At 41.2% G+C, this 19,902-nt stretch carries 12 protein-coding genes; all 12 read right to left on the minus strand.

Going from position 1 to position 19,902, the window contains the following annotated elements:
• On the minus strand, positions 1-3,620 hold a 3,620-nt coding region (locus tag K1I53_RS07955), incomplete at its 3' end, for a KxYKxGKxW signal peptide domain-containing protein (protein WP_223328984.1).
• A 432-nt stretch (positions 3,621-4,052) separates the two neighbouring features.
• A complete protein-coding gene (locus K1I53_RS07960) occupies positions 4,053-4,229 on the minus strand; it encodes a hypothetical protein (protein WP_000066115.1) in 177 nt (58 codons plus the stop codon).
• Between the two features lie 68 nt (positions 4,230-4,297).
• Entirely contained in the window at positions 4,298-5,626 is a 1,329-nt protein-coding gene (gene gtfB / locus K1I53_RS07965) for an accessory Sec system glycosylation chaperone GtfB (RefSeq protein WP_223328985.1), read from the minus strand.
• 27 nt (positions 5,627-5,653) lie between these two features.
• Entirely contained in the window at positions 5,654-7,183 is a 1,530-nt protein-coding gene (gene gtfA / locus K1I53_RS07970; protein WP_223328986.1) for an accessory Sec system glycosyltransferase GtfA, read from the minus strand.
• Positions 7,184-7,197: 14 nt separating this feature from the next.
• Positions 7,198-7,884: a hypothetical protein gene (locus K1I53_RS07975; RefSeq protein WP_038804382.1), complete on the minus strand. Its 687-nt coding sequence runs from the start codon at positions 7,882-7,884 to the stop codon at positions 7,198-7,200.
• A 257-nt stretch (positions 7,885-8,141) separates the two neighbouring features.
• Positions 8,142-9,317 carry a family 1 glycosylhydrolase gene (locus K1I53_RS07980; RefSeq protein WP_084945362.1) on the minus strand — a complete coding sequence of 392 codons (1,176 nt, stop codon included), beginning with the start codon at positions 9,315-9,317 and terminating at the stop codon, positions 8,142-8,144.
• A gap of 56 nt (positions 9,318-9,373) precedes the next feature.
• The gene (locus K1I53_RS07985) at positions 9,374-11,881 is read right to left on the minus strand and encodes a hypothetical protein (RefSeq protein ID WP_223328987.1); all 2,508 of its coding nucleotides are present in this window, start codon (positions 11,879-11,881) and stop codon (positions 9,374-9,376) included.
• Positions 11,882-11,949: 68 nt separating this feature from the next.
• On the minus strand, positions 11,950-14,337 hold the full coding sequence (gene secA2, locus K1I53_RS07990) for an accessory Sec system translocase SecA2 (RefSeq protein WP_223328988.1): 2,388 nt from the start codon (positions 14,335-14,337) through the stop codon (positions 11,950-11,952).
• Positions 14,327-15,361 (minus strand): accessory Sec system protein Asp3, encoded by a 1,035-nt coding sequence (gene asp3, locus K1I53_RS07995; RefSeq protein ID WP_223328989.1) that lies wholly within the window; start codon positions 15,359-15,361, stop codon positions 14,327-14,329. Before asp3 ends, secA2 begins: the two co-directional genes overlap by 11 nt.
• Positions 15,358-16,938, minus strand: a complete 1,581-nt coding sequence (asp2, locus tag K1I53_RS08000) for an accessory Sec system protein Asp2 (RefSeq protein ID WP_223328990.1) — start codon at positions 16,936-16,938, stop codon at positions 15,358-15,360. Before asp2 ends, asp3 begins: the two co-directional genes overlap by 4 nt.
• Complete coding sequence (gene asp1, locus K1I53_RS08005; RefSeq protein ID WP_223328991.1) at positions 16,925-18,523, minus strand: accessory Sec system protein Asp1; 1,599 nt, start codon at positions 18,521-18,523, stop codon at positions 16,925-16,927. The genes asp2 and asp1 overlap by 14 nt, the downstream gene beginning before the upstream one ends.
• A 6-nt stretch (positions 18,524-18,529) precedes the next feature.
• Positions 18,530-19,789: a preprotein translocase subunit SecY gene (locus K1I53_RS08010; protein ID WP_038804390.1), complete on the minus strand. Its 1,260-nt coding sequence runs from the start codon at positions 19,787-19,789 to the stop codon at positions 18,530-18,532.
• Positions 19,790-19,902 lie beyond the last annotated feature (113 nt).

Below are 19,902 nucleotides of genomic sequence, written 5' to 3' on the forward strand. Positions count from 1 at the left end.
CTTGCTGATACAGACGCAGAGTGGCTCGCGCTTGCTGAGATAGAAGCTGAGTTCTGGTTGTTAGATGCTGAAGCTGAAGCACTTTGACTAGCTGATACAGATGCTGAAGTTGATTGACTTGCAGATACTGATGCGCTAGTTGATTGGCTAGCTGATACTGATGCTGATTGACTAGCACTTACTGATGCTGAAGCGCTTTGGCTTGCTGATACAGACGCAGAGTGGCTCGCGCTTGCTGAGATAGAAGCTGAGTTCTGGTTGTTAGATGCTGAAGCTGAAGCACTTTGACTAGCTGATACAGATGCTGAAGTTGATTGACTTGCAGATACTGATGCGCTAGTTGATTGGCTAGCTGATACTGATGCTGATTGACTAGCACTTACTGATGCTGATGCGCTTTGGCTCGCACTAATTGACGCAGAGTGACTCGCGCTTGCTGAGATAGAAGCTGAGTTCTGGTTGTTAGATGCTGAAGCTGAAGCTGATTGGCTTGCAGATACTGATGTTGAAGCACTTTGACTAGCTGATTCTGATGCGCTTGCTGATTGGCTTGCTGATACAGAAGCGGATTGACTTGCACTTACTGATGCTGAAGCACTTTGGCTTGCGCTCACTGATGCACTTACGCTTGCACTTGCTGAAGCACTTTGGCTTGCTGTTGCTGAGCTTGATGCTGATTGGCTAGCGCTGATGCTTGCTGAGATAGAAGCTGAAGCGCTTTGGCTTGCTGATACAGACGCAGAGTGGCTCGCGCTTGCTGAGATAGAAGCTGAGTTCTGGTTGTTAGATGCTGAAGCTGAGGCACTTTGGCTTGCAGATACTGATGCTGAAGTACTTTGACTTGCAGATACAGACGCTGAAGCTGATTGGCTAGCTGATACAGATGCTGATTGACTAGCACTTACTGATGCTGATGCGCTTTGGCTTGCTGATACAGACGCAGAGTGGCTCGCGCTTGCTGAGATAGAAGCTGAGTTCTGGTTGTTAGATGCTGAAGCTGAGGCACTTTGACTTGCAGATACAGACGCTGAAGCTGATTGGCTTGAGCTTACTGATGCGCTAGCTGATTGACTAGCACTTACTGATGCTGATGCTGAAGCTGATTGACTTGAGCTTACTGATGCGCTAGCTGATTGACTTGAGCTTACTGATGCACTAGCTGATTGACTTGCAGATACTGATGCTGAAGCACTTTGGCTAGCTGATACAGATGCTGATTGACTTGCACTTACTGATGCTGAAGCGCTTTGGCTTGCTGATACTGATGCTGAAGCTGATTGACTTGAGCTTACTGATGCGCTAGCTGATTGGCTTGCTGATACAGACGCTGAAGCTGATTGACTTGAGCTTACTGATGCGCTAGCTGATTGGCTTGCACTTACTGATGCTGATGCTGAGCGACTTGCACTAAGTGATGCACTCGCCGAACGACTTGAGCTTACACTTGCTGAAGCTGAACGACTTGCACTAAGTGATGCACTTGCCGAACGGCTTGAGCTTACACTTGCTGAAGCTGAACGACTTGCAGATACTGAGGCACTTGCCGAACGGCTTGAGCTTACAGATGCTGAGGCTGAACGACTTGCACTAAGCGATGCACTCGCTGAACGGCTTGAACTTACGCTTGCTGAGGCTGAGCGGCTTGAACTTACTGATGCGCTAGCTGAAGCACTTGCTGAACGGCTTGAGCTTACTGATGCTGAAGCTGAGCGACTTGCGCTAAGTGAGGCGCTCGCTGAAACACTTGCTGAACGGCTTGAGCTTACTGATGCTGAAGCTGAGCGACTTGCGCTAAGTGAGGCACTCGCTGAAGCACTTGCTGAACGGCTTGAGCTTACAGAAGCTGATGCTGAGCGACTTGCGCTAAGTGAGGCACTCGCTGAAGCACTTGCTGAACGGCTTGAACTTGCAGAAGCTGATGCTGAGCGACTTGCGCTAAGTGATGCGCTGGCTGAAGCACTTGCTGAACGGCTTGAACTTGCAGAAGCTGATGCTGAACGACTTGCGCTAAGTGAGGCACTCGCTGAGGCTGAAGCTGATTGGTTTGCACTTACTGATGCTGAAGCACTTTGACTTGCACTTACTGATGCACTTACGCTCGCACTCGCTGAACTTGATACTGATTGGCTAGCACTGATGCTTGCTGAGTGGGATTGATATGCGCTAAGTGAGGCACTCGCTGAAGCACTGGCCGACAGTGACTGTTGCTTACTTGTTGAAACAGACTTGCTACCAGCATCACTGATGTTCAGGCTAAAGTTTCTCAAAGGTTGATAATCCCCAACAGAACCGTATTCTCTACGAGCAAGGTAAAACGGAAGCTTAGTTTTCGCATTCGGTCCAGGCGTTTGGACAGTACCAGTAATACGAGCTATAACCCTATTAGGCCCAGATTGCGTAAACGTAGTCGTTATCCCCAATGCATGAGTAGGTCTCATATCATTGGTTACCAGTGCTAAGTACTGCGGATGGATAGGTGCCCCTTCAATCACTACTGAGTAATCAATTCTTTGACCTGGTTCAACTGTAACATGTCCTGGTCCACTTATGATTGTAGCACCGCGCGAATAAGTGATATTTCCTTGTCGGTTTAGATTTCCTGCTTGACGGAAACCTGAGTAACCTTCTTTTGGTGCAGTAGTTACTTGCTTATCTGCTGCTTGGTCTTTCTCAGCTTGCTTGGTTGTATCCTTACCTTGGGCTTGGTTCTTATCCGCTACAACACCAGCTGCGATATTATTGCTTGTTGTTGTTGCTTGACTTGTGCTAAGAGCTGCACTTGCCAAACTTTGGTTAGCACTGCCTGATACAAGACTTGCCGCAGGGTTGACCTTATGGTTGAGCGATGCAGAAGCTGAGGTAGACACAGAAGCCTGAGCTGATGGTTCGCTAACAACTGATGTACTCTCAACTACAGAGGCAGGTGCTGGAGCGCTTGCTGACGCTGATGGTGTAGAGCTTACTGATGCAGATGCTTTGGCACTTGCTGAAGCTGATACAGGAGCTGATGTTGATTGACTCGCTGACTCAGATGCTGGAACAGTTGACTGACCTGCTGATGTTGAAGCACTTGCAGATGCTGACTGACTCGCTACGACTGACTGACTTGCTGAGGCAGATTGACTGACTGAAGCTGACTGACTCGCACTCGCTTGAGCCTCAACAGATTGACTGACTGATACAGAGGCTGCTGTTGCAGATGCTTGTTCTGCTTGAGCTTTCTTTACTTCTGCTTGCGCTTGAGCGATGATTGAGTTAGTACTTGTTTCAGTTGTTTCAGCTGCTTTCGGTTCAGCAGCGATGACTGTTTTATCCTTTTCTGTATACTCAGATGTTTCATCCGCATAAACAGTTTGCTCTTGAGTCATCACAATTCCTGCAGCTCCCGCGGCCAGGATTCCCCCTATACCCGCTAGCGTGTTAAGACTAAGATGTGCGTGATCAAGTTCTTCAGTGTCTGACAGGGTACTAGAGACAACTTCACCCATCCCACCGATACGGAAGAGATCCAATTGAGAGTTCGAGGCTTTTACCCAGTTTTTACCCGACTTGTAAAGCTTATAACGCTTTTTCTCATCTACGATCTCGAAATCTTTGTTAAATTTTTTACTTCGAAACATTTGATTCCTTTCTTTTATCCAAATGCGACCCTTTGTTAACCTCATGATCATTAACAAAGTGTAGTTGCGCTGCCCTCTCAAAACCAAAGCCAATAAAAGCCGCAGTCAGTCTCAGTTTTTATCCCTTTGACTCAGAAAAAGCAGATTCCATCTGGGATATACCAGTTGCTTTTATCTAGTATATACCATTTATCATTCTACCAAAAAGGCTCCTCCTTTTCAAGCATTTATACTCGAAATGACCAATGAAAACGCCTAATTTTTAGCTAAAATTCGCTTTTACGTTTCAAATTGTTGGAAGCGTTTTATTATCTTTCGAAATCCCTACTCCCCCTTTTCACACTAGTTCAATTAGATAGAGACAAAAAACCTTGACGAGCAAATCGTCAAGGTTCATCTGTTCTAGAGAACTCCTCCGTCCAGAAAAAAATCCTAGAAAAAGTGTCCCAACTGCATGAGTAGCGTGACCAAAAGGGTGACGAGAAAGAGAACTCCGCCCAACACAGCAATCATGCTAAAATCTTGCTTCTCCCTTTTTAGGGGTTTCTTTCGATTATCTAGCTGTTCTCGTATATGTTCTTGTAAAATGCCATTGTCCTTGTTAGACATGTGCTCCTCCTTTTCTGTTGATAGAAAGGAACTTGCTTTCATCGAAAGCAAGCCCTTGTCTTATTAGCTTATAAAATTGCCTTGTAGGCTTCCAGATCAGCCTGATTCGCCGCCTGTTTTTGCTTAGCAAGAGCAGCCTCCATTTCAGACGGAAGAGAGAGAACTCCCTGAATCTTGCCTACCATGGCTGATACATTTTCCACCGGATAAATGTGGCTTTCTGCAACGAAACGATGATTGTGACAAGTCGTCTCAAAACTGAGAATCAGCATATTATTCTCAAAAGCTGTTCGACTACCATTGAGAATTTCATCACTGATATTGATGTCCAGATACAAGTCACAGCGAGCAAAAAGCTCATTCACCTTAGCTGGACGAATATTAGGATAGAGGGAAATATTCGGATAGCGATTTAATTCCATCAAATGACTTGACATCTCAGTAATCGCTCCAATATGGAAATGAACATTTGGTAATTGAGTCAAAAGTGACTCAATTTGCTCGATTTGGTCACTATTCGTCAGGATCAAAGCTTCTGGATTCATATTATTGAGGCGATGGTATTGATAGAGATAACCAACATTGCGGAAGTAACTCTTCTCTTTTGGTGTTGCAAGCTTGAGGATTTTATCATAAACTTGCTTATCCTGTACTGCGATACGGATGTTGCGATGAGGCAACTGCATCGCCGCTTTCATGTTACCCGGCAACTCCTCTCCAATCGGCTCCTGCCAGAAGAGAATATCCTCTGCTCGTCCTTCTTTCGGAGTCAGACCAACAGCTACTAAAAACGGTGTTGCTAGAGAATTGTAGATAATGCGATCTGTATCATACCCACGATATCGCAAGTAAAAGATTACAAACTCCTGCTTAGAATTGAAAATATGGCGTTTTCCATCAAGAGTCAAGACAATATCCTCTGTTAAATGATTTTCCATAATCACCGTTACATTATCTTGATTAAAGTAGCGTGTATGAGTTGGACGTTGGGCATTATCATAGGTAATCTGTGCAAAGAGACGTCCCTTGCGATTGTAAATGTCTGCAGCGCGTACACGACCTTGATCATCCAACCACTCGACTGCACGCACGCGACGTTCGTGTGTTGGTTGACGGTAAAAGATATTGGCACGTTTCTTACCCATATCCAAGATTTCACCATTAACATTGCTCGAGCGAATTTCCCACAAATGAGGTTTCGGAACAAGGTTAAAATAAAGAGGTAGATCGTCCTCTGAAGCCACATCTCCAGTAAAGTAACTGTAAGGCGACTCGACATCAGGTGCGAGGTAGCCATCGTCTCGGATCACGACAACAGGGCAGTCTAGCCCAGCTGCCTTAAGTGAACGTAGTAAATCAAAACTCGCTTGATCATAGCGTTCAAATAAACAAATCATAGTGTTTATGCCTTTCTTTTCGAATCCCTACTGATACTGTGCAGATTGAACAAGATCATACCAACGCTGGGCGATATGTTCATCAAGATATGGTTCTGCCACCTCGTAGGACACACGGGATAGATCTTCTTGGGAATGTTGAGTAAATAGCTGGACAATCTTTTCTGCATATTCCGTTGTCATTGCATCCAGATCATCTGGACGCGCCTCAGGAATCAAGTAGCCATTTTCCCCATCACGGATAAAGGTTGGATTTCCATAACGTACATCAAAACCAATAATTGGCAGACCAGAACCAACCGCCTCTAACAAGGTCAAACCAAATCCTTCACTTGTGGAGGCAGAGAGGTAAGCAGAGTAATTTTGATAAATATCTGCCATGTGGTGATGCCCCATCAGACGGATATACTCTTCTGCATTTAACTCATGAATCAACTGCTCCAACATAGCTCTTTCGCCACCCGTACCATAGATATCAAAAGTGATTTCAGGTAATTGCTCATGTGCCTTCACTACAGAGTGAATCAACCAATCAATATGCTTTTCACTGGCCAAGCGCGAAGCTGTAATCAATCCAAACGGTTTGCGCTCTCCTTCTGGATGACGCAATTGATCCAAACTTCCCACCGGAATAGTCAAGATTTCCTTTGGTTTGATATTTGTATATTGAGCGAATTGTTCTTTGAGTAGGTTCGTTTGCGCATCGGTCGAATTAATGATATAGTCCACTTCGTCAGCATATTCGAACTGATACTCATAATAGTTATTCCATAAAATATAGTCTTTCTCAGCAGGATTTTCACTAAAGTGGTCTGCATGAACGATTACGACTAGCTTTGCAGCGCCCTTATTAGCAAAGATAGCTTGACCAATATCTGTCTCTCGGTCTAAGATCAATAAATCTTTGTCCGTCAGAGACAGACTTCTCATAAAATGCGCGACAAACTCTTGCTTAGAATAGAAAACATGATTTGGGAAACGATAGACTTGCGTCTCCTGTCTACCATCGACTTCATTGATGATTTCCTCATAAGCCACACTGCCATCTTCATTGAGCCAGGTACGTTGATATAATTGCGCATGACCATTCATCGGACTAAAATACTCGATAAAATTCTTCGTATAAGTATAGTACTCTTTTTGAATCAAACAACCACGCGAAACAATTTCAGCGCGCTCAATCAACTCTTTGTCCATATCACAGGCATAACAAGTCACAAAATCACCATCACCAAATACTAGTCGGATCGTCTTCATATCGGTGTCGCGGATAATTTCGAGGGGCTCTTTATCGAAACTCGCTAAGACCTGTGCTAGCGTATAGGTCGTCGGTGCAATTTTGACATCTGTAAAGTGCTGATAAAGCCAGACAACCTCAGAATCTTCAAAGCCGATATTCTTTGTCAAATGTTCAATGTTATCAGCAGATATAAAATCCATAAAGATGAACTTCGCTTCTAAGCCAACACTACGAAGCAATTTTGCACGGTAGATCTGCGCATATTCTACACCGCTACTCGCCCAGCCAATCCCCAAATTGATGTTATAAATTGTCATATTTGATTATCCTCTTACAAAAAGTTATCTCGTTTAATTCTTGAAAGACGTTTGATTCTCTTGCCCTTATCATCATCTAACTTATCTTCGTCTTTCTTTTTAGGTTTTGCGCGACGTGAAGTGATGTAGCTGACAGAGATGGTACTATCTGTTCCTGTTTTTGCAAGGGGTTGTTCGAGATGGAGTTTCTCTCTCTCAGGCACCACCTCTTCTTTCTCCTTAGCAACTTCTTCTGGTCTATCAAGTTCTTTACGCAATTCTTGAATTTTTTTGATATCTTTTGGTTTACCATCGATATCGTCCAATTCTAGAAAATCATCAATTCGACTAATAATATTTTTAATTTTTTCTTTTTGTAAATTATACAATCTCTCAGCCTCTGCCCGTTTTTTAGTCAGAGTATCGATTTCTTCGAGAATAGATTCTCTCGTATCTAAGTAGTCTTTTTGTGCCTTTTCTAAAACTTCTTTAGCTTCTTTTTCGGCCCTATCGTGAGCTTCAATGACAAGAGATTTGGCATAAATGACTGCTTCACCAATCTCTTTCTCTTGATTCTTCATAGAGTCGATTTTTTTACGTAGGGATTCAATCTTTTCATTCTTCTTTTGAATTTCACGATCGAACCCTTCCTCTAATGCTTCGATACAATCTTCGACTTCCTTAGCACGGTAGTTACCGAACAATGTTTTCTTCAGTCTCATTTTGCTCCCTCTATTCCTTACTTATTCTAATTTACACTACTACTCCTCATTGTAGCATAAAATAGCGTAAATTGCTATTCTTTTCTAAGCTCCAAATAAGGAAAATATCCTGAAGCGCTATCAAGCAAAACCCGAACTTAGTTTAAAGCTCATTCATTTCTAAAAAAATGTCTGATTGATAGGTCAGACATTTTTAAAAGTAAAAACATGAACGCTACTTCTTAGACCAGAAAGAATTCGAGTTATTACTTCCTATTTTAAAATTTTAGTTCCGTCCAAGTAAGCGGTGTATAGCCAAGCAATTCCACACCATCATACTCGACTGTTTTCACGATCTCTTGGATGTTTGTTTTCAGCTCTTCAGTTGCTACACTATTTGAATCATCCAAGACCACATCATCTTCCACGACGAAGAGTGGTTTTTGGTAACGATCATAAAGATTGTTCATCACGAGACGAAGTCCCACAGAATCAATGCGATTTTGATTTTGGCCATTACTTGCATATTTGTTGATAAAAACTTCTTGGGAATTGCTTGATGCATAATAACTGAAGCTGACAAAGTCAATTTTCCCATCTCTTAGGACAAAGAGGTCATCATTTTCAATATCCAAGGCGATTTGATCACGTTCCAAACGACGTAAAAAGTGATTTGGGTAGTATCCACGCACTTGCACGTCTGTAAACAAATAATTTTCCCTATCTTTGACTTCTGCTTCCATTACATCAATAGCATTTTCAGTTTGCTGACTGTAGTTTTTACTAACAACCATCATCCCACCAAACTGAAACTCTGGATTGATTGTTTTTCCGAGCTTGATTGCACGTGCAGAAGCAACTAATTGATAATGAGCTGCTTGCCAAATCACCTGTTCTTGATTGTCATCTGCTCCAAAAGACAATCCCCCACCAAGAAACGGCAAATGGTGCAAAACGTTGAACTCATTGAAGGTAATCCAATACTTCACTTTGTCCTTAAAGTACTGAAAGACCGCTTCTGCATAACGCTCAAAGAGTTCGATCATCTTGCGGCTTTTCCAAGCTCCATATTTTTCGTATAAATTCAGAGGAAGGTCAAAGTGACTCAAAGTCACAATAGGTTCGATATCTTTTTCTAATACGTCATCGATGATTGCTTCATAATATTTCAACCCCTCTTCACTCGGCTGCAGCTCTTCACCATTTGGAAAGATGCGTGCCCAAGAAATCGAGATTCTATAGGCATTAAAACCCATTGATTGAATTAAATTCAGCTCTTCCGTATAATCTCTCTGACCTACTGAAGCAAATCTCCCCAGGATATCATAAGATCCTAAAGGTACATTTTTGTAGTCAACTGTTCCATTCAGAACTTCTATCCGAGATTGGTCAACTGGTAATACATCTGTAGTACCCAAACCTTTGTTACTATTTGACATCATATTTCTAATCATAGTGGCTCCTTTTGATTTTTATTATTTCTATTTAATGATTGCAAGTTCTGATATTTTTAGGATGATTTAGCATCTTCCTTTTTTTGAGTAATAGCAGCCAAACCAGACAATTCACTTGCAACATTTCTTAAGTCACGTGCTAGGGGCTGCGAACCTGGTCTGAGTAGGTGATAGAGTTGGCGTTCCGTCATCCTTAAATTTGTTCCATTTGATTCTGAATAGTGAGACAGATGTTTCAGAGAGTCTTGCAAATCTACATTCTTTATCGATTCCTCTCTTTTTTCAGGCTCCTGTTGCTCTTCAACAATATGTGCTTGAGACAATCCCTCTTCAGAAATTTCAGGTGTCATCACTTCTTGCACTTTTTGCTGGTGAGTTAGAGGGCTCATATCCAGTTCAGAGAGGCTCTTATACAGACGTTCCGAAGCATGCAAGTCATGCGCGAATACCTCTGTCTCCGCCACACTCTGTCTATAGGAACCAAATTCTGATTCTAACATACTATAGGATTGAGATAGGGATGCTTTCCTTAAACTCACCGAATCAGCTACACTCTGACTTTGACTTAAAGATTCAGATATTTGTTGGCTTTGACTTAAGGATTCGGATTCACTGATATAGAGACTTTCACTCAAACTTAACGACTCGGACTCAGAAAGTAGATGAGAAATCATCTCACTCATCGAAAGAGATTCAGAAAGCGATTCCCATTCACTCTGGCTCAGACTATAGAACTCAGACTCGGAGACACTCTGGCTGGCTTGCTCTGATTCGGAGTAGCTCCACCACTCTGTTTCTGAGTAACTTTGAGATTCCGAAACAGATTCCCACTCACTCTGGCTCAGGCTATAGAACTCAGACTCGGAGACACTCTGGCTCGCTTGTTCTGATTCGGAAGAGCTCCACCACTCTGATTCTGAGTGACTTTGGGATTCGGATATGGATTCCCATTCACTCTGACTCAAGCTATAAAACTCGGACTCGGAGACACTCTGACTCGCTTGCTCTGATTCGGAGTAGCTCCACCACTCTGATTCTGAAGAGCTTTGGGATTCGGATATGGATTCCCATTCACTCTGGCTTAGGCTATAGAACTCAGACTCGGAAACACTCTGGCTCGCTTGTTCTGATTCGGAAGAACTCCACCACTCTGATTCTGAAGAGCTTTGAGATTCGGATATGGATTCCCATTCACTCTGGCTCAGACTATAGAACTCAGACTCGGAAACACTCTGGCTCGCTTGTTCTGATTCGGAGTAGCTCCACCACTCTGATTCTGAAGAGCTTTGGGATTCGGATATGGATTCCCACTCACTCTGACTCAGGCTATAGAACTCGGACTCAGAGGCACTCTGACTTGCTTGTTCTGATTCGGAAGAACTCCACCACTCTGATTCTGAGTGGCTTTGAGATTCGGATATGGATTCCCATTCACTCTGACTCAAGCTATAGAACTCGGACTCGGAGATACTCTGACTCGCTTGTTCCGATTCTGAATAGCTCCACCACTCTGATTCTGAAGAGCTTTGGGATTCAGATATGGATTCCCACTCACTCTGACTCAGGCTATAGAACTCGGACTCAGAGGCACTCTGACTTGCTTGTTCTGATTCGGAAGAACTCCACCACTCTGATTCTGAGTGGCTTTGAGATTCCGAAACGGATTCCCACTCGCTCTGGCTTAGGCTATAGAACTCAGACTCGGACACACTCTGACTCGCTTGTTCCGATTCGGAAGAACTCCACCACTCTGATTCTGAGTGGCTTTGAGATTCGGATATGGATTCCCATTCACTCTGGCTCAGGCTATAGAACTCGGACTCAGAAATACTCTGACTTGCTTGTTCTGATTCGGAGTAGCTCCACCACTCTTCTTCTGAGTGACTTTGGGATTCGGATATGGATTCCCATTCACTCTGACTCAGGCTATAGAACTCGGACTCGGAGACACTCTGACTCGCTTGTTCCGATTCACTCAAGGAAAGGGACTCGGAGACACTAGGATTTTGATCATAAGAAAGGGACTCGGAGTATGCAACACTTTCACTCAAAGAGAATGCATCCGTATCCTGACAAAGAGACTCCCCTGTCAAATGCTCAGAAACAGAGAGGCTATCAACCAAGGAAAGGGACTCAAATTCAGATTCTGAAGAAGAGACCACTAATGAGTAGTTCTCAGACATGGACTCTCGAAGCGAGAATCCTTTTGCTGATATACTCTGGCTAAACGACTCACTGTACGAATCTGCGACAGAAAGGCTGAGGGAAGCTAAAGCGCTAGTTGACAAGCTCTGACTAACATTCCTTATCAAGTCAGCCACTCCCAAACTGTTCCTTTCCTGAAAGTCTTCTAAGGCTTCCATGACAGAAACTGATTCTGTTGGTAACTCAAGATCTTCACTAGCACTCAGAATAATTTCCTTTTGCTCTTTGAGTTTTCGACTAACGGGCTTTGATTTAGTTGCATCCAGGCTACGGTAATCACTATCTTCCCTACCCTTTTGCTTAAACTTTGATATCAAACGTTTAAATCCCTTTAGCTCTTCGTTATTATTTTTGCTCATAATATGATTTTCTCCAAAAATACAGTTATATCATCATTATAAAGTCTACAACAGAATCTGTCAAAGTATTAGCCAAAGAAAACTTCTAACTTCCCAGAAGGCTTAATATTAATGTAACTCAATGCCATATTTTTTATAATGTTTAGATTTATATCTGCATTCATTCTTTTGTATGATTTAAAAGCTTCTTTATGAAACTCAAAGACAGGATTTTTTTGGGCATACCCTTGACTAGACACCAAACCTTGAAATTGCTGTAAATAGTCAACCTGCTCAACCCAACAGTCATCTATCGCTCTCAAAACAACAGTTCGTTGAAATTGATTGAACAACTCTGAATCCTTGATTTTGTCTTTTTTCTGCTGGTACTCTGAAACAAGGAGGTCAGATAAAAACTTTTTAACTTGCCGTAAATCCGTGACATCTAGATCATCTGGAATATCCTCGCAGTAATAACTAATGTTATCCAAAACAAAGCGAAATAAATCCGCCCGCTCTTTAAACGGTGTTTTACTTGTATAAATGTCCACTGCATCCGATAGGATAGACAAGAAATAAGTCAAATCAAAGTCTGGATGAGAGATGAGCTTATTACGCTTATTGTAGATAATCTGTCGCTGAATACGGATACTTTCATCATATCGTTCCGTTGAACGTCTGGAAGCCGCTGACGCGTTATCACTATTCTTCTGAGCCTCTTCAACCGCATGTCTAATACGACGAGAAGTCAAATGAACCTTTTGTTTTTCCTCTGGTTTTGCAATTTCTTTGTGATAGTACTCACTAATCCATTTGCTACCAGACTTAGAAATAAGATCATCCTCAAGAGAAATAAAGAATTTGCTCAACCCTGGAGCGCCTTGTCGTCCGGCACGACCGCGAAGCTGCAAATCCACTCGCTCACTGGACATTCTCTCTGTTCCAACAACAGCAAGTCCACCCAACTCAGCAACCCCTTCTTCTAAGATAATATCTGTTCCACGACCTGCCATTGATGTTGCTACCGTCACTGCAGAACGTCTACCAGCCAGGGCGATCATCTCAGCCTCTTTCGCTGCATTATGGGCGTTCAACACATTATGGGCGATTCCCTCTTGGAGTAAGAGCATAGAATAAATCTCAGACATTCCAACTGATCCTGTCGCAATTAAAACTGGCTGACCTTTTTTATGTAATTTTTTGATATACTCCAATGAAGCATATAACTTTTGAGGAATCGTGAGATAGATTTCATCTGGATAATCAATTCGTAAATTGGGTTTTCGTGTAGGAACAACTACGACTCCCAAGTCGTAAACGTCTCTGAACTCATCCTCACAAACTTTACCAGTACCTGTCATCCCTGCTAATTTGGGAAACATTCTAAATAAATTTTGATAGGTAATAGAGGCCATCGAACGCGTTTCCAATGTGATTTTCACACGTTCTCTTGCTTCTAGTGCTTGGTGCAGTCCTGATTGGAGTTTGTTTCCTTCCAAGAGGCGTCCTGTCGCCTCATCCATCAGTTTGACTTCGCCATTATCCACCGTATACTGACGATCTTTTTCAAATAGATGGTTGGCCCTCAAAGCTAGGTTAATTTGGCGAATGAGCTGGTAATTATCTGGATCATAGGCATTCTGAACGCGGAAATAAACCTCTGCTTCTCTTACTCCTTTTCTCGTCAACCATACAGACGTCCGAGTGGAGTCTAGATTAAAATCTTCCCCTTCTTTTAGAGTTTTTACAAACTCATCACACGAGAGAAAGAGGTTGGATTGAACCCGAGGAGAACCTGAAATGATTAGGGGCATCTGCGCACTATCTAGCAAGGCTGCATCTACTTCATCGACCAAACAAAAATAAAATTTTGGCAAAAACTTCTTTGATTGAGATGTCGCCAAGTTTTCTTCTAGGTAATCAAACCCTAACGCACTATGTGTTGTATAGACAATATCATTCTTATAGATTTGTTGTTTTTGAGGAATTTTAAGTTTTTTTGTCGGATCGTCCGAGACACCAACCCCAACTGTCATTCCTAAAAATCGAAAAACGGGTGCCATTTGTTTAGCATCACGCACTGCCAAATATTCATTGGCCGTGACTAGGATTGTACTTTTTTCCGTCAAAGCATTTAGGTATAAAGGAAGGATAGCTGTCAAGGTTTTTCCTTCCCCTGTTCTCATTTCTGCAATCTGATTGTCTTGCATAACCAAGGCCCCTAAAACCTGAACATCATAAGGATATAATCCTAATACACGCTTGGCTGCCTCACGAATGGTTGCATACGCTTCCGGCAAAATGGACTGCAAGCTTTCTCCTCCAGAAAGGCGTTCTTTAAACCATTTTGTCTGAGCTTGCAGTTTCTCATTTGACATAGCTGCATAACTATCAGATAGTTTATTAACCTTCTCCAAAATCTTTTTGTAACGCATTAGTTTATAGGAGTTGGTCAAATTGAATCGTTTAGTTTTCATTCTCTCTCATCCACTCTTCAATCTTTTCCAAGTCAATCGCTTGAAGTAAAAATGACTTATCTAATAAATATTCAATGTTTGCTAGTTCACGTGGTCTAGTCTTCAAGTTCGCATATTCCCTAACTTTTGTCGGATTAAATTGCTGTAGCAATAATTCTTTAAAAATAGGCGGATTTACTCGATTACGGTAACGTTCCAGCAAGCGTTGATAGTCTAGTTCGCTTAAAAACTCATCCGTCACAAGAGCGTATGAATTTCCAAATTGTTTGGAGTAATGCAAGGCCGCAATATTAGAAATCGCTCCATAACCAACAAAAGCCACTTTTTCAAAAAGATGCTCTTGCGCTAATTCTTCAATCGTTTCAAGCAAAGTTTCGTAAAAACGTTCCTCCATGTATAGGAGCGCTTCCCTATAAGACGAATTAACAATCAATACATTTGAGAAATGTTCACGAACACGTTCTGGAATAAAACCTGTTCGATTGAGTTCAGGTTCAGTAAAGCAAACATACATCGTTTCTTTCTCGGAATCCTGATGAAGCAAATCAGATATCCAGTAGCGATCCACTGTATAATCCGCCAACTGCTCCTCAGCAACATAAATCCCTTCAAAAAGGAAGCGATGACAACCCGAGCTGACTAACTGCACCTTATAATATTGTGTATTATCTGGAACGCATACGCTCACTCTCTCTCCCTGTTTAATGATTTGATTCGAAATTTCTTCATCTCGAGCATCCATAAATTCAACCTTTAAGTATGTTGAATTTTCTGGGATGGTTTCTATATGACTGCCAAAAATATAGTTTTGCCCACGTTTCAATTCAGGAAGCTGACTCGTATTGCGTAAGGCCTGATAGTTTGCCCGTGAATGCCATTCATGAATAACTGTCCCCGAAGGCATGAACTGGTTTTCATACAAAACATGACCACCATCTAACAGTTTGACAGATGAACCGTATAGATACTGAGATATGCTTTGGATATCCCAATAAGCAAAATAGACTTCTTCCTTGTATCTCACGATTTAAACTCCCTTTCAAAACTATTCATTAATAGCGTTTTATATTGATTAAAGAACCATTCAACAATACCTTGTGTATCATCGTTATGTCGTCCAGTCAATCCCTTACTGATAACGCTGACGCGGTAATCTCGCTGTCCTAACTCATCCAGCATATCAGGATAGGCAGACATATCATAGTCATCTTGATACATAAAGGAGATAATGAATTTTGTTCTTGAGAAATCAGCTGACTCAAAAGCCGTCCAGAAACGTTCGTTAAGCTGAGCTGTAGCTTCACTTGATAATTCTCCTATTGTACGATACACCAAATCCAGTGACGTTGGAAATCCTCCTGGACGAATAGTTGACTCATTTTCTGCCATATCTCCTAAGTTGACAAGAGGTTTTCCGACAATGACGGCATGAGGTTCCAACTTAGAACTATAGTAAAGGGCACCAAAAGTCCCCATTGATAAACCTGACAAGGTCAGTTGTTCCTTCGTAAAACCAAGTTCATCTAAGCAATTATGAATCACTTGAAGAAGTTTTTGTTCGAGCTCCTCCGATCCAAGATAGAATGCGCCCCCCTCTGAACGCGGATCCCCTACTAGTAAGAATGGCGATCCCAAATTATTCATCATCCAGTACCCTTCAAATCCCTCTGCAGGACGGTACCCTGAAAAATAGATGTTCAACGGTGGTTTCAAATCTCCTGGATGAAAGAAATAAATCAGTTCTTCTCTATTTTTATCGCTAATTCGTTTTCCTCCGACTAACAAGTCTCCATAGCCTAGATGGGAGTCTCGATAGTGGCAGGGACCAAGTTTTACAATTCCTTGTCCTTTTGCTTGAATACTGATACTCAAATAATACGAATCATTTACATCTAACGTCAGAGACCGATCAAAGCTCGTTTCATCATAAATCCATTCTTGCATGGGAGAATTTCCAGCTGGAAAACCTTTAATAACGTAGCGGATCGAACAACCTTCTGAAACCCTGAACTCAGGCCACAGATCCAAGGGCATTTCCCCACTCAGAAAAACATTATGTTGATAGGTCGCAATAGTCTGATAATCCTCGCCGTATCGGCCACACAAACAAAGGTAATTTGTCCCTTCATAACTAACTTGCCCCTCAAAAGATGGTGCAGCGACTAGATGATTAACACTTAGTTTCGTTCCATTTTGCTTAGAGAAAAAACCACGTGAAAATATATGTAGCATCTGCTCTGGATTTTCAAAATTTGTTTTCACAGCTTTTTTGCGCAAAAGAAATCGTTCCAACGTTTTTGTAGTGATTTGACAACGCTCATGATAGAACAGACGGTAAACCTGAATTTTCTGATCCAAGATAGTGACATACTCTAAATATTCAGCAGTATCTACTAACACGACATCAAACGGTTTGTCTACTTTTTTCTTCTTTTTTTTCCCGTTTTCCGCCTCAACTTCTCTATTTAAGATCCCGATATCTTCTGGCAATAAAGAGACGATGTCTTCTGGTTTGACAAATGTCCATTTTATATTACTAGGAATTTCATATTGCTCCTGCCAATTTTCATCAGCAATTTGCAAAACACTAATTTTTTTCATTTCCTTTTAATTCCTTTATGGTATTTTTCCACATATCGACAATCTCACCCCTTGTATACTGTTCAATCTTCTTGACTGAGTGAACTAGAGATTGATTCCAATGTTCTAAGTTTGTGAGGTAGTATAAGAGTGCCTCTTCAAAATCTGAAATATCATCTAGAATCCAACCATTTTCTCCATGCTTCACATAAGAAGAACTATACAAGTTAACCTGAGGGATCCCTCCACTAATGCCAGCGATTTGAGTCAACACATCAGCTGGAGTTCCCAAATCTAGTATAATACGAACGTACTTCAGAGCTTTAATCAAATCGATGTCGCTATGAATGGTCTCAATATCAATCCGTTCGCGAACAATCTCCTCTTCATCATCAAGAACTCGGTTCTCACCTCTCGCTCTTTTCTCTTTATCAACAAAAATCAATTCTTGTTCATATTCTGGCTTAAGAGTTCGATAGTTTTCTAGTACCTGTTTTATATAGGCCTCTCGGCCAAAATCCTGACTTTGTGTTCCAACCAGCAAGTCAATCCATTCATTTTTCAACATCATTTCAAACAAAGTCGTAAACACATATTGAATTTGATCTGCTGGTAGATTGTCGTAATTGACGTAAACAATTAACTCTTTTTTTCTTTGACTATGCCCTAGGTTTAGATGAGTATCATAAGGCGGAATCTCATAAAATCCCGGCAACTGTTCTAGATCCACATTAGCTGCTATCGTTTCAATTTTATTTAAACTATCAACAACGAAGAACGGCGTGTCTGTCAAATCCGTTAGCAGCTGCTCCTGGTTTGTGATTGGATAGCGATCTCCAAAAAAAGACAAGATAACATGATGGTTTTCCTTAATCTTTTGGAAAAAGTGATTGTGCTGTACATCTGACGAAATCACAATCGTATCATCCTTGGTTAGCGAAGAAGTTAGATACTGATCTAATTTTTCATTGATCAATTCTTCGATATCTTGGTAAACTTCTTTTGCAAATGTAGCCTGCGCCTCAGGGTTGATAAGTACTTGATGATTTTCTGTGCCCAAAAATTCCCTAAACTGCCATGTACCTTGTAAATTTAAATAATCTTGGTAGTAAGGTTGATCATTTTCAAAATAGATGATGCTTGAAACAAATCCACGATCATCAAAAATCAACTGATGATTTGTCTGTCCACCCTCAAAATAAGTAATATCAAAGAAATTACCTGTTTGTGAAAAGTTAATTTTAGCATAGTGTTCTTGATTTAAATATACCTCAATCATAAAAGGAGTATAGAAGAATTCTACTCCTTGAGGCCATTTAATATCTTCCAGACGAATTTTACGTACAGATACATCCGTCAGACCTTGTATGGTATCAAATAGATTCCATACAGTTTCTGGCAATATTCTTTGCTGATAAAGAAAGGTTCGAATATGTGGTGAATAGTTCAAAATCAGAGTGGTATTTGCCTCTCCTGATTGCTGAAACATTCGCAGCAAATTCACCGCATCATCAAACATCATATTTTTAGACACGTAATAGAAAGGCAGAGTGGTAGAATACCATTTCCGATCTTGTCTATACCAAGATGGTACAAAGTAAAACATATCCCTCTATTCTCCTTTAAATTCTAATTCTTTGTGGTAGTAAGTCCCAATTCTCAAGATACGTATTTCTTCATGCAAAGGCAAGAGCATACTGACTAAAATGATCAATGTACTTGGTATAGTCAAAAGCAAATTTGGAAGAGGTAGGAAGAAATTAATGAAATAGGGTAAACCAATAAAAACGATCAGGTAGAGTGCTCCTACATTAGATTGTAAGGAAATGTAATGTTTCAAAACTTTTAAAGTTGCTTTCCCAGGCTGGATATAATCTAGGTATTCTCCTTGACGTTGTAAACGTTTCGCTGTTTCTTCTGGTTCTAAGTTGATATAGGCAAATAAAATTGCAAGAAGATAGATAGCAAGCAAGTAAAAGGCTAAACTTAGGGGGTTTGTAAAGTCAAATAAACTACCAAAATTTTTTGTAAAACCATGTCCAAACCAGTCTAATACCAACTGAAGCAACATAATAACACTCGAGGCATACATAATAGGCATTCCCCCAGAGGGAAGAAATTTGATAGGGAGGTAAGATTTGCCATAGTAACGACTACTTAACATGACTCGATTTAGAGGCAAACGAATTTCAGCTCTCTCGCAGACCACGGCAATATAGCCCAAGATCAAAAATGAGATCGCCGCACCTACTAGAAAGGCTAATCCTTCTTTAGACAAAACAGATTGTCCTATCAATACCACTAATTGGTTAGCAAATTGTAGCAGAATTCCTGAAATAATAATAATTGTCTGCCCACCTACTCCCTTGCTAACATTCAAACTAGCCAACCAGATAATAACAAAGCCTCCTGCTACAACAGTTGCCAGTACAGCCATATTATAAATCCAATCATCTACAAGAAGCAAAAAGCGTCCATTTTCCGAACGAGCCGTGTACATAACAGCTATCCCCTGTAACACGGAAAAAATCAAAGTGAGAATCTTTTGCACAAAATCCGCTTTTTTCAATGACCAGGACTGGATATTCCAACTTTTATTCAAGTTGATGACCTGCCAAACGATCATCGTCGTAATCCAAGGACCTAGTCCCAGTGAAAACATGGAAATCTTAGAGACATCTACTCCTGCTAAGGAATACAAATAGGCCAAGGGATTTTGCTCAGTTATTTGTGAAAAACCTGTATTGCCATTGTATCCTGGAAGTAAAATATGGCGACCAAGTATATAGATCGCAATGATCAAAATTGTAAAAATTGCTCTTCGGAAAAAAATACTTGTTCGTTTCTGTTTCTTAAGACCGAAATGTTTCATCTGTCATCCTTTATTCTTTATATTTAGCAAGTCTTGCGATCATTTTCTAGCAATGTTCATTCACCATCGTAACAGCAAGACAACCCAAGAAAACAGGCTCATCCCACTGATAA

It is taken from the genome of Streptococcus oralis, assembly GCF_019929365.1.
Classification (GTDB): Bacteria; Bacillota; Bacilli; order Lactobacillales; family Streptococcaceae; genus Streptococcus; species Streptococcus oralis_BT.

Excerpts from the sequence above, each read along its gene's own strand:
- K1I53_RS07975 (WP_038804382.1), bottom strand. The coding sequence starts at position 7,884 with ATGAGACTGAAGAAAACATTGTTCGGTAACTACCGTGCTAAGGAAGTC.
- K1I53_RS07985 (WP_223328987.1), bottom strand. The coding sequence starts at position 11,881 with ATGAGCAAAAATAATAACGAAGAGCTAAAGGGATTTAAACGTTTGATA.
- gtfA (WP_223328986.1), bottom strand. The coding sequence starts at position 7,183 with ATGACAATTTATAACATCAATTTGGGGATTGGCTGGGCGAGTAGCGGT.
- K1I53_RS07960 (WP_000066115.1), bottom strand. The coding sequence starts at position 4,229 with ATGTCTAACAAGGACAATGGCATTTTACAAGAACATATACGAGAACAG.
- asp1 (WP_223328991.1), bottom strand. The coding sequence starts at position 18,523 with ATGTTTTACTTTGTACCATCTTGGTATAGACAAGATCGGAAATGGTAT.
- K1I53_RS07980 (WP_084945362.1), bottom strand. The coding sequence starts at position 9,317 with ATGATTAGAAATATGATGTCAAATAGTAACAAAGGTTTGGGTACTACA.
- gtfB (WP_223328985.1), bottom strand. The coding sequence starts at position 5,626 with ATGATTTGTTTATTTGAACGCTATGATCAAGCGAGTTTTGATTTACTA.
- asp2 (WP_223328990.1), bottom strand. The coding sequence starts at position 16,938 with ATGAAAAAAATTAGTGTTTTGCAAATTGCTGATGAAAATTGGCAGGAG.
- secA2 (WP_223328988.1), bottom strand. The coding sequence starts at position 14,337 with ATGAAAACTAAACGATTCAATTTGACCAACTCCTATAAACTAATGCGT.
- K1I53_RS08010 (WP_038804390.1), bottom strand. The coding sequence starts at position 19,789 with ATGAAACATTTCGGTCTTAAGAAACAGAAACGAACAAGTATTTTTTTC.